We start from the raw sequence: 19,365 nt of genomic DNA, 5'->3' as shown, positions 1-19,365 counted from the left end.
CATTAACCATTTACCTTTTTATGATCGGCTAAAAATTTGGCTAAACCACTATCGGTTAGCGGATGGTTAAGTAAACCGGTAATAACGTTAAGCGGACAGGTTGCCACATCGGCACCAATTTCAGCGCACTTGATAAGGTGCATGGTATGCCGGATGGAAGCCGCTAACACTTCGGTTTCGTAACCATAATTATCGTAGATATGCCTGATCTGGGCTATCAATTCAAGGCCATCTTGTGAGATGTCATCTAACCGGCCGATAAATGGGGATACATAGCTTGCCCCAGCCTTGGCGGCCAACAGGGCCTGCCCGGCAGAAAATACAAGGGTGCAGTTGGTTCGGATGCCTTCGTTATAAAAATACTTGATAGCCCTTACACCGTCTTTGATCATGGGCACCTTAACAACAATTTTATCATCAATCTTGGCCAATTCTTTTCCTTCTTTAATAATATTCTCATAGTCGGTGGCAATTACCTCAGCACTCACGTTGTTGTCCACTATTTCGCAAATAGCTTTATAATGGGCTTTGATATTTTCGTGACCTTTCACACCTTCTTTAGCCATGAGGGAAGGATTGGTGGTAACGCCATCCAGAACACCAAGGCCATGTGCTTCTTTAATTTCATTCAGGTTGGCCGTGTCAATAAAAAACTTCATAGATCAAATGTGGTTTAAGGGTAAAATTACGGAAATGGGGGTAGGTAAAAAATAAAAATGGCAAACCAACATCGCACCGCTACAACCGCCTACCCTTGCTACCTTCCGGTCCTGGGGGAGTTCAGCAGGAGCTGGTCGTGCCGGCTTGCCGGGGGCAAATATACTGGATTCGGGATTCAAGATTCAAGGATTAAAGATGATAATTGACTTCAAGCTAATCCTGACAGGTATAGATTGAATTCCAGGGGATTGCAATTTTCAAACCCATCGGCCTTCAGATCGTCAAAGATTTGCTCATCGAAAGTCAGGTTACGAACTTGCATATCACCTGATAATCCCAGGGTTATTTCTGTTCCGGTAAATTCTATCGGGTTAACCTTCACCAAAATTCTTAGGCCGTCAGCAAGCTGCTTTTTAAAATATTGATGGACTACGTTTTGTCCCTTTGCCATGGTATTACCTAAGTTTGGGTAATGCAACGATTAGCGATGCCAGAAGTGCTGGAAACCAGGCGCCTTACCCTGCAGCGCCTAAGGTACGAAGATGCTGAAGAAATTTTTTATACCTATGCCAGTAAAGGGGAGGCAACAAAATTTGTGTCGTGGCCTACACATCAGTCCATAACGGAAACCCGGGCTTATTTAAGGTATGCGTTGGCAGCATGGACAGCGGGAACAGATTACTCTTTCTCCATACGATTAAAGGATTCATTCCGGTTGATCGGGAGTTTTGGTGTTATTAATGAAAACGGCAAAATCCAGTTTGGCTATATTTTAAGCCCGACCCAATGGGGTAAAGGATATGCAACCGAGGCAAGCTTGAAAGTACTCTCTGTATTACGGGCTATGCCCGAAGTCTTTCGGGTTGGAACTTTTGTGGATGCCGAAAATACGGCATCGGTCCGTGTACTGAACAAGTGTGGGTTAATTGAAGAAGCCCGGTTGCCCAAATGGTTCAGGTTTATAAACCAGGGTAACCAGCCCAAGGATTGCATCCTTTTTAAGCTTCCACTTTAAGGGTTTCCTGAAGTTGCGGTAACTTTATTCTATTCAGAAGTTCCTGTTCCAACAGGTTAGCCCACGTCATCATGTAGGCAACAACATCCTTTTTCAGGTTATACTTTAGGTTGCGCTGTTCGGGCGGTAGTGAACGTAATATGATGGGATCCGATAATGTTTCCAGGTGCTTAAGGTCTTGGGCATCAAAGCCGAACGCTATCATATCGGAAATAACTTCATCCAGGGGTAGTCCGCTGGTGGGGCAGTAGTCATTGAGTTGTTCCGTCCAGTCGCCATAGCGTTCCATGGCCCTTCTATGTATTTCATCCTTTTTAAGTTTGGTTACCTGTTGGGCAAGAAAACCACAGTTGCAGGATCCCATATGTCCCCATTGGTATTCGTTGCTTTGTTCCAGAGCTTTTGCCGATTTGCGGATAGCATCGATTAGTGGGAGTGAAGCTTTAGCCATAGTAAGCGTTTTTCTTTCTAACAATTTTAACAACGTTAAGTTATGATATTATGGGATCAAAAGGATTTGTTCCAGTTGAATTTTGTAAATCAAAAGGCCTTTGTTATAATTGCCTCACAAATTTTACCTATGGGAAAAGGCGATAAGAAATCGAAAAAGGGAAAACGCTGGAAAGGCTCATATGGAGTTTCCAGGAACAAAAAAACCATTAAAACACGTTTGAAGCGTGCGGCATCCAAGAAAGTCGGAAAAGCAAAGGATGAATCAAAAGCTTCAAAACCAAAGAAAACCGCCCGTAAAAAGGCTGATTAGGATATGATAAAGTTTAACACAACAGCATGGTGGTGGCACAGGTTCAACTCGAATCGGTGCAGGATTATGCTTTAGTGTTAGTGAATAAATAATTAACAAGAGGCCCGCCCCGATTCATCGGAGCGGGCCTTTTCTTTTTATAGTGATTTAGATTAACCATGAAACATCAACTTAAGATTTATTCAAAAAAGCTATTGGCAGATACGCTGACACCGGTAAACATTTATCTGAAGTTGCGCGATGTTTTTGCCGGGAGCATACTATTGGAAAGTTCTGACTATCACGGTCATGAAAACAGCTTGTCGCTGATTTGCTGTGATCCGGTTTCGGGCTTTGTAGTAGAAGGTGATCGGATAAAGGTTCAATTTCCCAATGGTAAACTTCACGTTGATAAAATTACAAATCCATATCAGGTAATTATTGCGCTGGAAGATTTTCGTTCCTCGTTTCATATCGATCAGTCGGACGGGATGACTGTGCCTGGGATGGGTTTATTCGGCTACATGGCGTATGATGCTGTTCGCTTTTTTGAGAATGTTGAAATTTCCAGGAAGGAAGCTTTGGTGCCGGATATTATCTATAATCTTTACCGGTATGTAATTGTAGTCGATCATTTTTCCAACGAACTTACCTTGGTTGAGCATACCTTACGGGATACTGATCAGGCTTCAACGCTTGATCGTGTTGAAAAGCTGATCTTCAGCAATCGTTTTTCAACGTATCGGTTTAAGCTTGTTAATGGTGAAACATCGAACCTTGATGACGAGGCTTTTATGGATTCTGTTAAAAAGGGAATTGAACATTGTAACCGGGGGGATGTTTTCCAATTGGTGTTGTCGCGCAGGTTTACATCCACTTTCAAGGGTGATGAGTTTAATGTGTATCGTTCATTACGCTCGATCAATCCATCGCCTTACCTTTTCTATTTCGATTATGGAAATTTCAAGTTGTTTGGGTCTTCACCTGAAGCCCAGCTTAAGGTGAGTAAGCATGAGGCCAGTATTTTCCCGATAGCCGGTACTTTTCGCAGAACCGGTGATGATCAGAAAGACGCTGAACTGGCCAGTGAATTAGCGAAGGATGAAAAGGAAAATGCTGAACATATTATGCTGGTGGATCTGGCCCGTAATGACATGAGTCGCCATGCGCATGATGTAAAGGTTGCTGTATTTAAAGAGATACAATATTATTCGCACGTTATTCACCTGGTTTCAGAAGTAAAAGGAAAGCTTGACAACCAATCTGAAACAGTAAAAATGGCTGCTGCAACTTTTCCTGCCGGAACATTGTCAGGTGCGCCCAAACATAAGGCTATAACTTTAATTGATAAATATGAAAATGTGAATCGTGGCTTTTATGGCGGTGCCATTGGCTTCCTTGGTTTTAATGGTGACTTTAATCATGCTATTATGATCCGAACTTTTTTAAGCAAGGATAATCAATTGACCTATCAGGCAGGGGCAGGTATTGTTTCTAAGTCTGATCCGAAAAGTGAATTGCAGGAAGTAAACAACAAACTGGCCGCGCTGCGCAAAGCTGTAGTGATGGCCGAAACATTATAGTCTATGAAAGTTCTTATTCTCGATAATTACGATTCGTTTACCTACAACCTGGTGCACATTATCAGGGCATTGAAGTACGATTATGATGTGTTTCGTAATGATAAAATTGCCGTGGAAGAAGTTAAGCAGTACGATAAAATTTTACTTTCACCCGGTCCGGGTATTCCTAATGAAGCCGGAATAATGAAATCGGTTATTCTTGAATATGCATCTACGAAAAGTATTCTTGGAATTTGTTTAGGCCATCAGGGAATTGCCGAGGTGTTTGGGGCAACGCTATACAATATTCCTACTGTGTTGCACGGTGTAACCTCAACGGCTTTGGTGGTTGATGAACATGAAATCTTATTTAAAGAACTCCCGAAATCGTTCCAGGTTTGTCACTACCACAGTTGGGCGGTAAAACCTGAATCTGTGTCGACTGATCTGAAAGTTACAGCTACCAATAATGAGGGTATGGTAATGGGGCTTCGTCATGTAAGGTATGATGTTAAAGGACTGCAATTTCATCCGGAATCGATTATGACTCCTGAAGGACCGAAGATGATTGAGAATTGGTTGAGGGGTTAGTCATTGGTCATTAGTCATTAGTCAATGGGCATTAGTATATTATGTTTAGATAAGTAGAGAGTATGAAGCATGTTTTAAGTGAGTTGATCGATCATCAATCTTTAAGTAAGGAAGAAGCGCGGCAGGTGTTGATGGAGTTGGCCTCCGGCAAGTATAATCCGAGCCAAATGTCATCATTCATGACGGTATATATGATGCGGAACATAACCGTTCAGGAGTTGGAGGGTTTTCGGGATGCCATGTTGGAGTTGTGTATTCCGGTGAAGGTAGATGCCCCAGTGATGGACGTATGTGGTACCGGTGGTGATGGGAAAAATACGTTCAATATGTCAACACTTTCCGCGTTTGTCGTGGCTGCAGCAGGTCAGCCCGTAGCCAAGCACGGAAATTACGGTGTATCCTCTGCGTGTGGTTCATCCAATGTGCTGGAGTATTTCGGGTATTCGTTTACCAATAATATAGACGAGTTGAAACGAAGTCTGGATCGGGCCAACATCTGTTTTATGCATGCACCATTGTTTCATCCGGCCATGAAAAACGTGGCGCCCATCCGCAAAGAGCTTGGTGTAAAAACTTTTTTTAATATGCTTGGTCCGATGGTTAACCCTGCTTTTCCTAAACGCCAGTTGGTAGGTGTGTTTAGCCTGGAGTTGGCGCGTCAATATGGCTACCTTTATCAGGGTTCCGATAAGGATTTCATCATCCTTCATGCGTTGGACGGATATGATGAAGTTTCGCTTACCGGACCATTTAAGTTTTTCTCTAATGCTGGTGAGCGGGTTGCTTCACCGGATGATCTTGGATTGCCTCAACTTTCCTATGCGGACATACGGGGAGGGGAGACAGTGGAGGAATCAGCATCGATCTTCCTGAAGATACTGGAGGGCAATGGAACGGAGCAACAAAATGCTGCCGTTATTGCCAACGCGGCCATGGCGTTGTATTGTGTCAATCAATCGAAAGGTTTTTTACCGGCTGTGGCGTTGGCGCGTGAATCGTTGCTGTCAGGAAAGGCTTATGGGGTATTTAAAAGACTATTGAACAAATGAAGTCATGAATATTTTAGATAAGATACTGGCAGATAAATACAAAGAAGTTGAGCAGGCTAAAGAACAATATCCTGTTTCAGTTTTGGAAAAGTCGGTATACTTTTTGCAGACTTGTGTTTCATTAAAGGAGAGTCTATTAGGCAAAGATACTCGAGGCATAATAGCAGAAATTAAAAGAAAGTCGCCCTCTCAAGGCGTTATCCATCCGGATGTTGATGTTGTAAAGATTTCCACCGGGTATGTAAGCGCTGGTGCAACGGCACTATCCATATTAACAGACTACAAATATTTTGGTGGAACACAGGAAGATTTGTTGCGGGCACGTGAATTAAATGATTGTCCGGTCCTCCGAAAGGATTTTATGGTGGATGAATACCAGGTTGTGGAAGCAAAAGCTATGGGGGCAGATGTTATTCTTTTGATTGCTGCGGCTTTGAAACCTAATGATATTAAACACCTGACAAGCTTTGCCCATTCATTTGGTTTAGAAGTATTATTGGAGGTGCATGATGCGAACGAATTGGAAAATAATTTGGAAAGTGGAGCTGATATCATTGGTGTGAACAATCGTAACCTGAAGACCTTTGAGGTTTCATTGGATACTTCGTTGCGTTTGCTGCCGCTTATCCCGTCTTCGGTTGTTAAAATATCTGAAAGCGGTATCGATTCACCAGAAGCCCTGCTTATGTTGAAGAAGGCCGGCTTTCAGGGTTTTTTGATGGGACAAAATTTTATGAAGCATTCCTCTCCTGAGGAGGCTTGCCGTTTGTTTATAGAAAGTATTAAGGTGCATTCATGAAACTGAAACTCAAGGTATGCGGAATGAAGTATGCTGAAAATATTCAGCAAATAGCATCGCTTCTACCCGACTACATGGGCTTTATATTTTATGAACCATCCCCACGTTTTGTGGGTGAAGATTTTGTCTTGCCTTCAAACTTTCCGATACAAATCAATAAAGTTGGGGTTTTTGTTGATCAACCGGAAGAATACATCATTAGCAAGATTAAGCGCTACGGGTTGTCGCATGTGCAACTTCATGGTAATGAATCACCAGTTTTATGTGAATCATTGCGCAAACAGGTAAAGATTATTAAAGTAGTTTCGATAGGTACTGAGTTCGATTTCAATTTACTTAAACCATTTGCGGACGTTGTAGATTACTTTTTGTTTGACACGAAAGGACTGCAACCCGGTGGCAACGGGGTAGCATTCGATTGGAAGATATTAACGGGGTATAATTATGACATTCCATTTTTTTTAAGTGGCGGCCTAGACATGGAAAACATTTCTCGCCTTTCAGGATTAAACTTCAAGAGCTTGTACGGACTTGATATAAATAGTAGGGTTGAGATCCATCCTGGCCTGAAGGATAAAGATAAAGTCAGGGAGTTTATAACACATTTGCAAACAACTAACAACCAACAACCAACAACTATATGAGCTACACCATTGACGAACGCGGCTACTACGGAAACTTTGGCGGGGCCTATATTCCGGAGATGCTTTATCCTAACATTGAAGAACTTCATTCCCGATACCTTGACATTATTGGGAAAGCTGATTTTCAAGCTCAGTTCAATCACCTGTTGCGCAATTATGTTGGCCGACCAACACCGCTTTATTATGCCCATCGATTGTCGGAATTTTACCAGGCGAAGATTTATCTGAAGCGTGAGGATTTATGTCATACGGGTGCTCATAAAATCAATAATACTATTGGTCAGATTTTACTGGCGAAAAAGTTAGGCAAACAAAAGATCATTGCTGAAACCGGTGCGGGTCAGCACGGAGTCGCTACCGCCACAGTATGCGCACTGATGGGCATGGAGTGCATCGTCTATATGGGTCAACTCGACATGGAGCGCCAGCGGCCAAATGTTGAACGCATGCGTATACTGGGAACAACCGTGGTTCCGGCAACGTCAGGCAACATGACATTAAAAGATGCCACTAATGAGGCTATGCGTCACTGGATCAACAATCCAACAGATACACATTATATCATAGGTTCTGTGGTTGGGCCGCATCCGTATCCTGATATGGTAGCACGCTTTCAATCTGTAATCAGTGAAGAAATCAGAAAACAGCTAATTGAAAATGAAGGAAATCCTTATCCGGATTATGTGATTGCTTGTGTAGGTGGTGGCAGCAACGCAGCCGGAGCTTTTTATCATTTTGTAAATGATGAACATGTTCAGTTAATAGGTGTGGAAGCGGCAGGATTGGGCATTGATTCAGGTGAGTCGGCTGCGACTACTGTTTTAGGAAAACCCGGAGTACTGCACGGCAGTAAAACCTTGCTGATGCAAACGGAAGATGGTCAGGTGGTAGAACCTTATTCCATTTCAGCGGGGTTGGATTACCCGGGCATTGGCCCATGGCATGCGCATCTATTTGAAACCGGAAGGGTAAAGTTTTTAAATGCCACCGATGATGAAGCTATGAAAGCAGGTATTGAATTGAGCCGCACAGAAGGAATAATCCCAGCGATTGAAACAGCACATGCGGTTGCGGTTTTAAAGAAGATGGAATTCAGTGCGGATGATGTTGTGGTGATCAATGTTTCGGGCAGGGGAGATAAGGATTTGGAAACGTATATCCGGTGGGGGAAGTATTAATAAGGTACGAGGTACGAGGTACGAATTACGCGCTATGGGTTTATGACCTACGAGTTATGAGTGCTTTGTATTTCGGGGTCTTAGCGGTTTAATTAATTTCGAGTGATTGAATTATGAATACTAAAATCAATTTTCTTTTTCTCTTTACTGCACTGGTTGCAGGCTGCACATCTTCCGTTAGGCAGGATAAAAGTTTTGATACCGAAGCCTATCTGGAGGAAATTATCCAATGGCAGCAAAAGCGAAACGCTTACCAGGTAAGTGAGGAAGGATGGGTAAACCTGGCAGGGTTGTTTTGGTTGAAGGATGGCATTAACACCTTCGGTAGTGGCAAGTCGAATGACTTTGTTTTTCCCGAGGGTAAAATCCCTGAACGTGCTGGTTTCTTGCTATTAAAACAAGGCGTAGTAATGCTGGAAACAACAGACGGCCTTATGATTTCGGTAAATGGTAAGCCGACATCTTCCGGTGTTATATTTCATCCGGATTCGTCACGCAACATTATGGAATACGGTTCTCTCCGATGGTTTGTCATTAAGCGTGATGACAAGATTGGCATACGCTTGCGCGACCTGGATCATCCAAACCTGAAAGCCTTTTCGGGTATTGATTGTTTTGATATTGACCCCGCCTGGCGAGTGGAGGGGCGTGTGGAATGGGCTGATTCTTCGCGCACGATTGAAATCACCAATGTACTGGGACAAACCCTGCAACAACGATCAGTAGGAACGTTGGTATTTACCTGGCAGGGTAACGAATACCGCCTGGATGCACTTGATGAAGGAGGGGATGAGTTCTTCGTTATTTTCGGTGATGAAACCAACGCACGCGAAACCTACGGTGCCGGACGGTATATGTATGTACCGGTACCTGTGTCGGGCGATAATGTGATCATCGATTTCAATAAGTCCTATAATCCACCATGTGCCTTTACTGAATTTGCAACCTGTCCTTTACCACCGAAACAAAACATATTGCCCTTTGCTGTACCAGTAGGGGAGAAGAATTACAGAGACCATTAATTTTATGAATCGCATTGACGCACTTTTTCAGCAAAAGAAGGACAATATACTTTCAGTATTTTTTACAGCGGGCTTTCCCACCCTTCACGACACCGTTGAGATTGCAAAGCAACTTCAGTTGGCAGGGGTTGATATGATTGAAATCGGAATACCATTTTCTGATCCCATCGCTGATGGCCCGGTGATTCAGCAAAGCAGTAAGCAGGCTATTGATAATGGCATGACGGTAAAGTTGCTGTTGGAACAGGTAAAAGAAATACGTAAAACAGTTTCAATGCCCATTATCCTCATGGGGTATTTGAATCCTGTAATGCAATATGGTATGGATCGTTTCTTTGCAGATGCTGCTACGGCCGGTGTAGATGGATTAATCTTACCCGATATGCCATTTGATGAGTTTGAACGAAACTATAAGGACAAAATGGAGGAGTTGGATCTGCAAAATATTTTTCTCATTTCACCCACTACTTCCGATGAGCGCATTCAGCGCATTGATCAGGCCAGTCGTGGTTTTATTTATGCAGTTTCATCCTCCAGTACTACCGGTTCAAGGAATGAATTTTCAGCGGATCAATTGGATTATTTTCAACGCCTGCGCGATAAGCAATTAAACAATCCATTTCTTATCGGCTTTGGTATTTCCAATCGTCAGACTTTCTCAACCGCCTGTCAATATGGAGCTGGAGTTATTGTAGGTAGTGCATTTATAAAAGTGCTCTCCAAATCTACAGACCTTGTAACGGATATTTCCACTTTTATCCGTACGTTAAAATCATAAACGGCTATTCACCCTGACTGCTGTTTGGGACATTTAGAACCGGTCCAAAAAACAGTGCATTCAAAAACATTTTATTTGTCCCATACCACGTGCCCCTGAAGTTCGGATTATCAGAAAACATAATTACTCTTCCCTGGCCTTCACCACTGAGCAATACGGCAGCGGAGTTAGCAACCTTTGGTGCATTGGTTTTGTGCAGGTAGCCACCAATCAACGGCTTGGCAGTGTACTTTGCTGCGGTGGTATAAGGGTTTTTACCGGGCTGAAGAAACGTTGAGCCATTGCGGTACACTGAAATGGTGCGATCGGTATACCCAAACCCAATTGGATTGGTAATATCAAGGTCGACCTGAAAGATTGATCCTCCAATACTTCTTGCGCCTTCCGTATTGGCAGCATCTTCGTAGTTTGTTCGTGGTTTGGTTTTGGTGGTATCGGTTGGTACTAGTTTTTCTTTAGTCAGACCTTGTTTGATGGCCCACTCGCTTGCCGTTTTTAGTGTGATCAGTGTACCGCCCGATTGTATCCAGGCTTTTATTTTATCAATGGTAGCTTTATCAAGATTATAGTTGCCACTTACCATAATCAACACATTGTACTTCTCCCAGCTCACACGGCCGATGTTGGTTACATCAACTTTTGTGATGGGCATTCCAATCCGTTGATCAAGTAGGTGCCATACTTCGCCAGCTTCATACCCAGATACTCCATTGCCGATCAGCATCAAAGCTTTCGGTTGTTTCAGTGGAATAGCAAAGCCGGAACCAAGATCAATACCCTTAAGGTTGTACCCGGTTTCGACTGAATAAAAATCAGTTAAACAGGAAGTACTTACTTTTTTCAGGCTTTCAAATAGCTTGTCGCTATCAATCGTTTGCTGACTAACCGGTATGATGATCGTTCCGTGTCGGAAGTTCTTTTCTTTTCCATTTATTATTGCGCTGAAGGAGCGAAAGGCAATTTTTGCGATAATACCATCGGATTGCAGTTGGTGGATTGCTTTATGTGCAGCGTAGTCAGTAAGTTCCATCAGGTACGCGTAGTTACTTCGGGTAACCGGTACTACGGTTTTGACCAGATCTTTTGTAATACGATCACCTTTGCTTACTGGCCCGCGTATTTCGGCATGTGGCAAATTAAAGGCATGCACCAACGACCAGGTTGAGGCATCGTAGAAGATGCTATCTGTATAGGTTATCTCTTTTTCAAAAGCAGAACGCACCATGATGTAGTTCATCTGTTCTGTAGGCACAATGAAGGCTTTACCCTTCTCGTAGGTTTTTCCGCTTACTGCCATATCCCTGGCCAGATCATAAACTTCTATTTCGTGCATGCGCAGCAGGTTAACAAAAGCGTTTGTACGGTTTACATCATGAGTATCGCCAAAAACATATCCTTTCACCGGATTGGCTTTTGCCTGGTTGGCTGCCGTGCGGAAGAAATTCAACCGCAGGTTAAAGAGCATGTCGCGTTCGTTGTGTGATGCACGAAGTGTTGCCAGCGATGCGGTAAATTGGTTGCGAATGGTAAAGGCAAAGGTGAGGGGAATGGTGGTAGTTTCCTGGAAATGTCCGCGTGAACTTGCCTGCTCGAACAGAAAGCCGGCACCTCCGTAAAAATTACCATAGCTTGATCCATACCCCGGATACAACTTATCAAACGCTTCTTTGGTAAAATACTGCGAACCTATCCCATCCATAGCTTTGGCGAAATACTCCCCAAATTTAGGGTAGAGTACATCATACAATTGTGCGGGCACTACCGGGTTGTTGCTGCTGTATTTTCCCGGATCGAAATAAAAAGTTGAGTTGGTGCCCATTTCATGATGGTCGGTCATCACATACGGGCGCCATTCATGAAATAGCTTTACGCGGTTCCTGCTTTCAGGATGAACCCCCAAAAACCAGTCGCGGTTAAGGTCGAACCAATAATGGTTGGTACGTCCACCCGGCCATACTTCGTTGTGCTCGCGGTCTAACGGATCGCCTACCAAGGGTGAAGCTTTGTGCATATTTGCCCAATGGCTGTGGCGGTCTCGGCCATCGGGGTTATACACCGGGTCGAGCAGAATGACCATAGTTTTTAACCATGCCAATGTTTCTTCATCTTCATTGGCCACGAGGTAGTAGGCCGTGAGCATGGCAGCTTCGGTGCTGGAAGGTTCGTTGCCGTGAACGTTGTACCCCAAAAGGATTATGAGCGGTACGTTGTTGAATTGCGTTGAGGTATTACGCTGCAAATGCTTGCTGCGGATGTCGTCCAGGTTTTTATGGTTTTCAGGTGTAGTGATGATGGCTGTAATCTGAGGTCGGTGCTCATACGTTTTACCAATTTCCAACAGGATCATCCGGTCGGATAGGTTATCCAATGTTTTGAAGTACTCCACCACGCGGTCGTGGCGCGTATGGTGCATTCCGATGGGATACCCAAGAAACTCTTCGGGTGTGGGAATTGCGGTATTAAAGGTTGATGCTTTTGGATAGAAGTAATCGCGTTGGGCTAGTGTCGGCAGCGCAATGCTGGCGACAAGAAAAAGGGTAGCTATTTTTTTCATAGGTAGGTTTATTCTTCATGCTCAAAATAGCCAGATTTATGGAAGGTATGCCGGGTACAGTAAACTTTTATTTGTACGGTAATGGGTCATCTACATCCGGTTAATAGAAATCACTACTTTTAGTTTCCTAACAAACTACCTATGAAACGCTACCTGTTTTTTCTTTTGTTTTCTGTTTGGGCATGCCAACCTGCTGAAAAGGATAAGGCTCAGGCCGATGGTGAAAAGCTCGCTCAGCTATTTGATGATATAGAGAAGTTTTCCGGTTCCTCCGAGGATAGTTTGTACCGGGGTTTTCATCCGAAAGGAGCCTGGCGTTCGACTTTGCCGGAAGCTCGTGCACAGCGTACAGACAGCCTTCAAAAATTTTTGGATGCCATCCTTTCCCTCGATGATGTCAATCTTTCTGAGCAGGAAAAAATCAGCAAGCAGGTTATGATCATAAGCTTGCGCGACAGGATCGATCAGTTTCACTATAAAATGTATTACATCCCTTTTAATGCCGAGGGTGGTTTCTATAACAACATGGAGCGCACTTTACAGCGGTTACCGTTTACAACCGCACAACACTATTACGATTACCTTCACTGGCTTCCGAACTACATTACTGTGCTGAAGGAAAATAGAATACTGATGCAGAAGGGAATAGAGGAAGGGATTGTTGCGCCAAAAGTTATTGTTAGAAATACACTTGAGTTGCTGAAGCCGTGGGTTGTGCAGGATTATCACACTTCAATTTTCTATAAACCTTTTAGCACGTTGCCGGCTGATCTTCAAGAAACCGATCGCAAAGCCATTTTGGAACAAGCCGATCAACTAGTAGGTGAACTGGCGAGTGAATACCAATCATTAAAAACTTTTGTGGCGGATGAGTATATGGTTGCAGCGAAGGAAGCTCCAGGTATAAGTCTGGTACCCGGTGGTAAGGAATATTATGAGAATCGGGTGATGCATTATGCCACACTGCCCCTTACACCCGACTCGGTGCATAATTTGGGAATACAAGAAGTGGCGCGTATTCGGGCCGCCATGGAAGCGATAATCCAGGAAGTGAAGTTTAAAGGTTCATTTTCTGATTTCTTAAAATTCCTTCGAACCGATCCGCAGTTTTATGCCAAAACCCCGCAGGAGTTGTTGAACTATGCCGCCTGGCTGAGCAAGCGCGCGGAGGCGCAGCTTCCAAAACTATTCAGCAAGCTTTACACCTTACCCTTCACTGTTGAACCTGTACCCGATAACATTGCCCCAACCTATACAGGCGGTCGCTATGTTGGCGGATCGTGGGAAAGCAAACGTGCGGGTATCTATTGGGTGAATACCTATAATTTGAAGAGCCGCACATTGTATACGTTGCCTGCACTCACCTTGCACGAGGCGGTGCCGGGACACCACCTGCAAATTTCGTTGGCGGCCGAACTGAAAGATATACCCCGCTTCAGAAATCAGTATTACATCAGTGCCTTCGGTGAAGGCTGGGGATTGTACAGTGAGTTTCTGGGCGAAGAGATGGGCATGTACACCACGCCTTACGATTGGTTTGGCCGCTATACCTATGAAATGTGGCGGGCATGCCGGTTGGTTTTAGATACAGGAATCCATTATAAGGGCTGGACACGCGAACAGGCACTGGCATACTTGTCGGAAAACACAGCGTTGTCCATTCACGAAGTTACTACAGAAATAGATCGGTACATCGGTTGGCCGGGGCAGGCATTAAGTTATAAGATCGGTGAAATCAAAATCAAAGCCTTGCGGAAAAAAGCAGAGGAAGCCTTAGGGAATAAGTTTAATATCGGTGAATTTCATGAAGCCATCCTTCAAAATGGGTCCGTGCCGTTAACCGTTTTGGAAAAGCAGGTTGATGCCTATATTGACCAAGCGTTAAAATCTGAAATTTGAAATCTTAAATCCGCATGACTGTCTACGGAATAAAAATCTGCAACACGGTAAAATCAGCGCTCGACTGGCTGAAAAAGAACAAAATTGAATTCGACTTTCACGACTATAAATCGAAGGGCATTACCGAAGGCAAACTCAAAGCCTGGAGCAAACAGGTGGGGTGGGAGAGCCTGATAAACAAACGCGGCACTACCTGGCGGCAATTGGATGAGGCAACACAAAAGAAAATCACCAATGAAAAGGTTGCCATTGCTTTAATGCTGGAGAAGACCAGCGTAATCAAGCGACCGTTGATTGAAGAAGATGGTAAAGTGCTCGTGCTAGGGTTTGATGAGGAGGAATATAAGAATAAATTTTAAGTGAGTTTATTTACTAAATGATGCTCTGCCCTTGTCGATGTTTTTCACCAACAAGAAAAAACCTTTTATTGGTGAAGAATACCAGCTAAGTCAAGCCTTATTATATTATCCTGGTGTTTAGCAAACTCCTTTTTTGTATCTTTATAAACCATTTTTGTGAACCACTATGGCTTATAAACCCAATATCAGCGACCGCCTCTTATGGGAGTATGACCTGGAGACCTTTAATTACGACAAGTCGTATAAGATTGTGATTGAGCGAGTGCTGGAAAGGGGAACGTTGAATGAATGGCGTGCCGTACTTCAGTATTATGGACGGGAAAAAATCCTTGAAGTGATTGAATGGAGTGCACAGCTCACGCAACGGATGAAAGACTTTTCCAGGTTCTTTATTCAATCAGATTTTTTGAATGCTGCATAAAGATCCCTTTTTGATTAAACCTGAAACATTCGACCTGATTCAGCGTTTGCAATCGCTGGATTTTTTAGTAGACTTCTATTTGGTAGGAGGTACCGCACTTGCACTTCAAATAGGACATAGAAACTCAATTGATATTGATCTGTTCAGTAGAGAAACCTTCAACTCAAACCAATTTATTGGTCAACTGCAGGCAAAGTTTACGTTGGAAGTTACGTTTGAGGCGACCAATACCTTACTTACTTTCATCGAGCATATAAAAGTCGACTTTATTACTCATAATTACCCATTGATCAATCCTCCCAAAGAAGAGGAAGGTATTCGATTTCTATCGCTCCCGGATATTGCAGCCATGAAACTGAATGCCATCAGTAACTCGGGTAAGCGTTTGAAAGATTTTATCGACATCTACTTTCTTCTTGAACATTTTTCAATGAGCGAAATGATCGAATTTTACACGATAAAGTATCCAAATTTTAATCCTCTAATTGCCCTGCGTGCTGTAAGTTACTTCGATGACATTGATCCTTCCGTTGATCCACCAAAACTACCTGTAAAACTTTCGCTAGAAAAAATCAAAAAGCGCATTAGTCAAAGCGTACTTCACTCTAAAAGGAGGTTTGACTTCTGAACTTTTCTATGCGGTTATTGTGGCCGCTCGAATTATCCTTTTAACAATTGTCAATTCGCAAACCGCATCACCGTAACCCCATGGTGGGCTGAAGGGACGCTAAGCCTTCGAAATTCTGAGGTGTAAAACCAACTTTTACGTAACTAAAAATTAATGGTAGTCATTTCAACGGGATTCAAGTATTTATCTTTATTCGCCCGCTTTTAATGCGTCCAATATGAAAAAATTACTTTTTGTTTTAGGTCTGGGTCTTATATTGACTTCTGTTGAGGTTACCGCTCAACAAATGGAAAAACCAGTAACCCGCTAAATTTTTAATTGAAGGCGGCATAGAATATGGTGGTGACGAAATACTTAAAGTCTTCTTTACCAACGGTGAAGATCAAACCATGCGGGCTGGGCAGGGTGGGTACCTGGCATTTGGTGGAGAATTTCAATTTCCAAAAGCCAAAGGCCTTATGCTTCGTACTTCCATTGGAATAAAATTCAATACAACGGCAGCAGATAACGCTAATATTCGTTTAACAAGATTTCCTATCCAGCTAACGCCCTTCTGGAAAATTAATAATGATTTCCGATTGGGGGTGGGCGTTACGTCTCATCTTAATCCTAAATTAAAGGGTGATGGATTTTTTCCTGATGTTGCCTATACAAGCTCGATCGGCCCTCGATTTGAATTTGGCTACAAGTGGATTGCACTTACGTATACTGCCATCAGCTATGAGGATGAATTGGGGCAATCTTTTTCGGCCAGTTCAATCGGTGCATCCGTATCACTCACTTTTCCGAAATAATAATAATAGCTCGATTTGCACTATTAATTTTTCAGAAGTCAATGTTATCTGATACTAAATTCACCGTGCCGTGAGAAAGCTTTATTATATTTTATTCATACTGTTAATAAGTTGTATTTATGTACAGGCACAAAGCCAAAAAGCGACTATCTATTTATTAAGATCAGTTGGGCATGACCTTGATCAGTTTGTGCCTTATTATACCTATTTGGACAAAGTCCTTTTATGTAAGTTAGGAAAAGGAAAGTATTCAGTTCATGAGGTAGAGCCTGGTGAGCATATAATTCATGCGCAATACAAAGGTAAAATCAAATCAACCCCAGAAACAGAACTTTTAGTTAATCTGGAATCAGGTAAGACATATTACGTCTCAGTTAATATTAGGACAAAGGCCTTTGGAAAAGGTAGTTTTTATTGCGAGCAATTGACAGAAGAAGAAGGAATAAAGAGGGCTAAGGCATTTTTGCTCAAGAAGATATGCCTTCAACGCTTCATAATTTTATTTTCTTCAATCATGACAACTTTGCCCTTATTGGAGTTCTATCTCCAATAAGAATTGGTGCAATTCAATAATCATTATCAATTCGCAAATCGCATCACCGTAACCACATGGCAGGCCGTGCCGCCCAGCACAAACAAGTGCCAGATGAAGTGTGTATAGGGTATCTTTTTCATCAGGTAAAAGATAACGCCAACCGTATAGGAAATTCCACCTGCCAGTAGCCAATACAATCCTTCACACTCCATGTTCGCCATCAGGGGTTTGATCATTAACATTCCCATCCAACCCATGGCCACATATAAAATGGTGGACAGTATGTTCTTTCGTGTACCGGTAATGGATTTGAATACAATACCGGCAGCGGCTAACGTCCACATTACCGCTAACATTACCCAGCCCCAAAATCCATGCAAAATGCCCAAGGCAAAAGGCGTGTAAGTTCCGGCTATCAACACGTAAATAGCGCTGTGATCAAAAATCCGGAACAACTTTTTTGTACGGCTAACCGGAAAGGCATGGTATAGCGTAGAGCTCAGGTACATAATGATGATGGCTGCACCAAATACAGATGCTCCCACTATGGCTGCTGCACCAAACGGTATAGCATGGATGATCAGAAAGGGTGTGACAACAATGCCGCCAAAGGCCCCTAAGCCGTGACTGATGCTGTTGGCAATTTCTTCACCTACTGATTGGTCGACATATTCTTCCTTCATTCTTTACCAATGGGTGGCGGGCCATCAGGTACTAAACCGGAGTATACATGATTGCCTTTACGTTGTTTAAACTCGGCTTTTACAGCTTCAACCTTTTTAGGATCTTCAAACAAATCAACCATAGTAAGCGCCAGGGTTTTGGAAGCATGCAGCATACCTTTATGCCCGATAGACATACCCCCGCACGCCACCACGGCCCATGAGTGCCACGGTGTGCCAACGGGTGCAGTAGCGGCACTCAGGCGGATCACGGGTACCACCCAGCTTACATCGCCTACATCAGTTGAGCCGCCCCCCGCATTCTCCAGGGTTTCTTCCAGTGGTTCAACTTTGCTGTGTAAGCCAACCTGTGGTTTACCGGTAGCTTCCTGTATCTTTTTTGCAAAAGTTGTTTCTTCGGCCGTATAGGTAATTGGCCCCAGGTATTCCAGGTTTTTTTGAATGTACCCAGCCCCGGTACGGTTTACCAATACTTCATAAATGCCTGAAACCAGGGAGACTTTGTACTCCACATTGGCCATAATGGCGGCACCTTCGGCCATTTTCTTTACGCGTTCGTACACTTCGTTCATGCCTTCACGTTTCACATCGCGTACACGTACCCACAAGCGTGCGTAGTCGGGTACTACATTAACTACCTGGCCACCATCCTGTATGTGGTAATGGATGCGTACTGTGGGTTTAATATGTTCGCGGTAATAGTTGATACCGGTGGTATATAATTCCAGCGCATCTGCTGCACTTCTTCCATTCCAGGGATCAGCGGAAGCGTGCGCGGCTTGACCATGAAACTCTACAATGAAATCTACAAGTGCAAGTCCGGTTTGTACGGCTGCTTTTGTTTCTGCCCCTGGGTGCCAGTCCATAACTACATCTACATCCTTAAAGAGTCCTGCGCGTATCATCCACAGTTTACCGAAAAACTTTTCTTCAGCAGGGGTGCCGTAAAATTTGATGGTACCTTTCAGTTTTCCTTGCTCTATCAATTCTTTGATGGCAATAGCTGCACCGAGGCTGGCCGCACCAAATAGATTATGCCCGCAGCCGTGGCCGGGTTTTCCTTCGGTGAGTGGGTCTTTATGTGGAACAGCCTTTTGCGATAAACCAGGCAGGGCATCGAACTCTCCTAATATGCCTATTACCGGGTTGCCGCTTCCAAAGGTGGCTACAAATGCTGTGGGAATTTCGGCCACACCACGCTCCACTTTAAAACCATTGGCTTCTGCCAGGTCGGCCAATACTTTGTATGATTCATTTTCCTGGAAAGCAATTTCGGCATGTGCCCATATCTTATCACTGGTTTCAATCAGTTTAGCCGAATGGTTTTCAACCGATTGCAAAACGGATTTCTTGTTGGGTGAAATTTTTTGTGACTGTGCGAGCGAAAAGGATGCGCTTAGTAAAAGGAGAATGGTAAGGTGTCGAAGCATAGGTATTTTTTTTTACAACCTA

At 43.5% G+C, this 19,365-nt stretch carries 22 protein-coding genes and 1 other RNA gene; 16 read left to right on the top strand and 7 right to left on the bottom strand.

Translation table 11 applies throughout. The features are described from left to right. Positions 1–2: 2 nt before the first annotated feature. From fsa to KIT51_12395, 3 genes are all read right to left on the bottom strand, one after another. On the bottom strand, positions 3–659 hold the full coding sequence (fsa, locus tag KIT51_12405; GenBank protein ID UYN85672.1) for a fructose-6-phosphate aldolase: 657 nt from the start codon (positions 657–659) through the stop codon (positions 3–5). Positions 660–713: 54 nt separating this feature from the next. Beyond that, positions 714–811, bottom strand: an RNA gene (ffs, locus tag KIT51_12400) — signal recognition particle sRNA small type. Between the two features lie 57 nt (positions 812–868). Further along, complete coding sequence (locus tag KIT51_12395; protein UYN85671.1) at positions 869–1,111, bottom strand: hypothetical protein; 243 nt, start codon at positions 1,109–1,111, stop codon at positions 869–871. A 21-nt stretch (positions 1,112–1,132) separates the two neighbouring features. Between KIT51_12395 and KIT51_12390 the strand changes: the two genes are divergently transcribed. Beyond that, positions 1,133–1,675: a GNAT family N-acetyltransferase gene (locus KIT51_12390; GenBank protein UYN85670.1), complete on the top strand. Its 543-nt coding sequence runs from the start codon at positions 1,133–1,135 to the stop codon at positions 1,673–1,675. On the opposite strand, the gene KIT51_12385 is transcribed toward KIT51_12390, so the two are convergent. Beyond that, positions 1,659–2,126: a hypothetical protein gene (locus tag KIT51_12385; GenBank protein UYN85669.1), complete on the bottom strand. Its 468-nt coding sequence runs from the start codon at positions 2,124–2,126 to the stop codon at positions 1,659–1,661. The two genes, KIT51_12390 and KIT51_12385, sit on opposite strands and share 17 nt — an antisense overlap. Positions 2,127–2,255: 129 nt before the next feature. Between KIT51_12385 and KIT51_12380 the strand changes: the two genes are divergently transcribed. From KIT51_12380 to KIT51_12340, 9 genes are all read left to right on the top strand, one after another. Next, positions 2,256–2,438, top strand: a complete 183-nt coding sequence (locus tag KIT51_12380) for a 30S ribosomal protein THX (GenBank protein ID UYN88581.1) — start codon at positions 2,256–2,258, stop codon at positions 2,436–2,438. Between the two features lie 158 nt (positions 2,439–2,596). Beyond that, positions 2,597–4,000 (top strand): anthranilate synthase component I family protein, encoded by a 1,404-nt coding sequence (locus KIT51_12375; GenBank protein ID UYN85668.1) that lies wholly within the window; start codon positions 2,597–2,599, stop codon positions 3,998–4,000. Between the two features lie 3 nt (positions 4,001–4,003). Next, positions 4,004–4,570 carry an aminodeoxychorismate/anthranilate synthase component II gene (locus KIT51_12370; protein ID UYN85667.1) on the top strand — a complete coding sequence of 189 codons (567 nt, stop codon included), beginning with the start codon at positions 4,004–4,006 and terminating at the stop codon, positions 4,568–4,570. Positions 4,571–4,632: 62 nt separating this feature from the next. Further along, the gene (gene trpD / locus KIT51_12365; GenBank protein ID UYN85666.1) at positions 4,633–5,619 is read left to right on the top strand and encodes an anthranilate phosphoribosyltransferase; all 987 of its coding nucleotides are present in this window, start codon (positions 4,633–4,635) and stop codon (positions 5,617–5,619) included. Between the two features lie 4 nt (positions 5,620–5,623). Next, a complete protein-coding gene (gene trpC, locus KIT51_12360) occupies positions 5,624–6,418 on the top strand; it encodes an indole-3-glycerol phosphate synthase TrpC (protein UYN85665.1) in 795 nt (264 codons plus the stop codon). Beyond that, positions 6,415–7,062, top strand: a complete 648-nt coding sequence (locus tag KIT51_12355; GenBank protein UYN85664.1) for a phosphoribosylanthranilate isomerase — start codon at positions 6,415–6,417, stop codon at positions 7,060–7,062. Before trpC ends, KIT51_12355 begins: the two co-directional genes overlap by 4 nt. After that, positions 7,059–8,240 (top strand): tryptophan synthase subunit beta, encoded by a 1,182-nt coding sequence (gene trpB / locus KIT51_12350; protein ID UYN85663.1) that lies wholly within the window; start codon positions 7,059–7,061, stop codon positions 8,238–8,240. The genes KIT51_12355 and trpB overlap by 4 nt, the downstream gene beginning before the upstream one ends. A gap of 113 nt (positions 8,241–8,353) precedes the next feature. Continuing rightward, positions 8,354–9,262, top strand: a complete 909-nt coding sequence (locus KIT51_12345; protein ID UYN85662.1) for a DUF1684 domain-containing protein — start codon at positions 8,354–8,356, stop codon at positions 9,260–9,262. A 4-nt stretch (positions 9,263–9,266) separates the two neighbouring features. After that, the gene (locus KIT51_12340) at positions 9,267–10,040 is read left to right on the top strand and encodes a tryptophan synthase subunit alpha (GenBank protein UYN85661.1); all 774 of its coding nucleotides are present in this window, start codon (positions 9,267–9,269) and stop codon (positions 10,038–10,040) included. 4 nt (positions 10,041–10,044) lie between these two features. On the opposite strand, the gene KIT51_12335 is transcribed toward KIT51_12340, so the two are convergent. After that, positions 10,045–12,594, bottom strand: a complete 2,550-nt coding sequence (locus KIT51_12335) for a zinc carboxypeptidase (protein UYN85660.1) — start codon at positions 12,592–12,594, stop codon at positions 10,045–10,047. 141 nt (positions 12,595–12,735) lie between these two features. On the opposite strand from KIT51_12335, the gene KIT51_12330 reads away from it, so the two are divergent. From KIT51_12330 to KIT51_12305, 6 genes are all read left to right on the top strand, one after another. Further along, entirely contained in the window at positions 12,736–14,493 is a 1,758-nt protein-coding gene (locus KIT51_12330) for a DUF885 domain-containing protein (GenBank protein UYN85659.1), read from the top strand. Between the two features lie 14 nt (positions 14,494–14,507). Further along, on the top strand, positions 14,508–14,852 hold the full coding sequence (locus tag KIT51_12325) for an ArsC family reductase (protein UYN85658.1): 345 nt from the start codon (positions 14,508–14,510) through the stop codon (positions 14,850–14,852). 166 nt (positions 14,853–15,018) lie between these two features. Then, the gene (locus tag KIT51_12320) at positions 15,019–15,273 is read left to right on the top strand and encodes a hypothetical protein (protein ID UYN85657.1); all 255 of its coding nucleotides are present in this window, start codon (positions 15,019–15,021) and stop codon (positions 15,271–15,273) included. Beyond that, a complete protein-coding gene (locus KIT51_12315) occupies positions 15,263–15,901 on the top strand; it encodes a nucleotidyl transferase AbiEii/AbiGii toxin family protein (GenBank protein ID UYN85656.1) in 639 nt (212 codons plus the stop codon). Before KIT51_12320 ends, KIT51_12315 begins: the two co-directional genes overlap by 11 nt. Positions 15,902–16,290: 389 nt before the next feature. Next, on the top strand, positions 16,291–16,695 hold the full coding sequence (locus tag KIT51_12310) for a hypothetical protein (protein ID UYN85655.1): 405 nt from the start codon (positions 16,291–16,293) through the stop codon (positions 16,693–16,695). Positions 16,696–16,765: 70 nt separating this feature from the next. After that, positions 16,766–17,248, top strand: coding sequence for a DUF2846 domain-containing protein (locus KIT51_12305; protein ID UYN85654.1), 483 nt, complete (start codon positions 16,766–16,768; stop codon positions 17,246–17,248). 26 nt (positions 17,249–17,274) lie between these two features. Here the strand turns inward: KIT51_12305 and KIT51_12300 are convergent, their stop codons facing one another. Further along, positions 17,275–17,913, bottom strand: coding sequence for a hemolysin III family protein (locus KIT51_12300; GenBank protein UYN85653.1), 639 nt, complete (start codon positions 17,911–17,913; stop codon positions 17,275–17,277). Continuing rightward, positions 17,910–19,343, bottom strand: coding sequence for an amidohydrolase (locus KIT51_12295; GenBank protein UYN85652.1), 1,434 nt, complete (start codon positions 19,341–19,343; stop codon positions 17,910–17,912). The genes KIT51_12300 and KIT51_12295 overlap by 4 nt, the downstream gene beginning before the upstream one ends. Positions 19,344–19,365: the final 22 nt, after the last annotated feature.

The organism is Cyclobacteriaceae bacterium (assembly GCA_025808415.1).
In the GTDB taxonomy this organism is placed as follows: domain Bacteria; phylum Bacteroidota; class Bacteroidia; order Cytophagales; family Cyclobacteriaceae; genus UBA2336.
The sequence above is the reverse complement of the archived record's forward strand: the minus strand, read 5'-3'. Positions and strand labels throughout refer to the sequence as shown.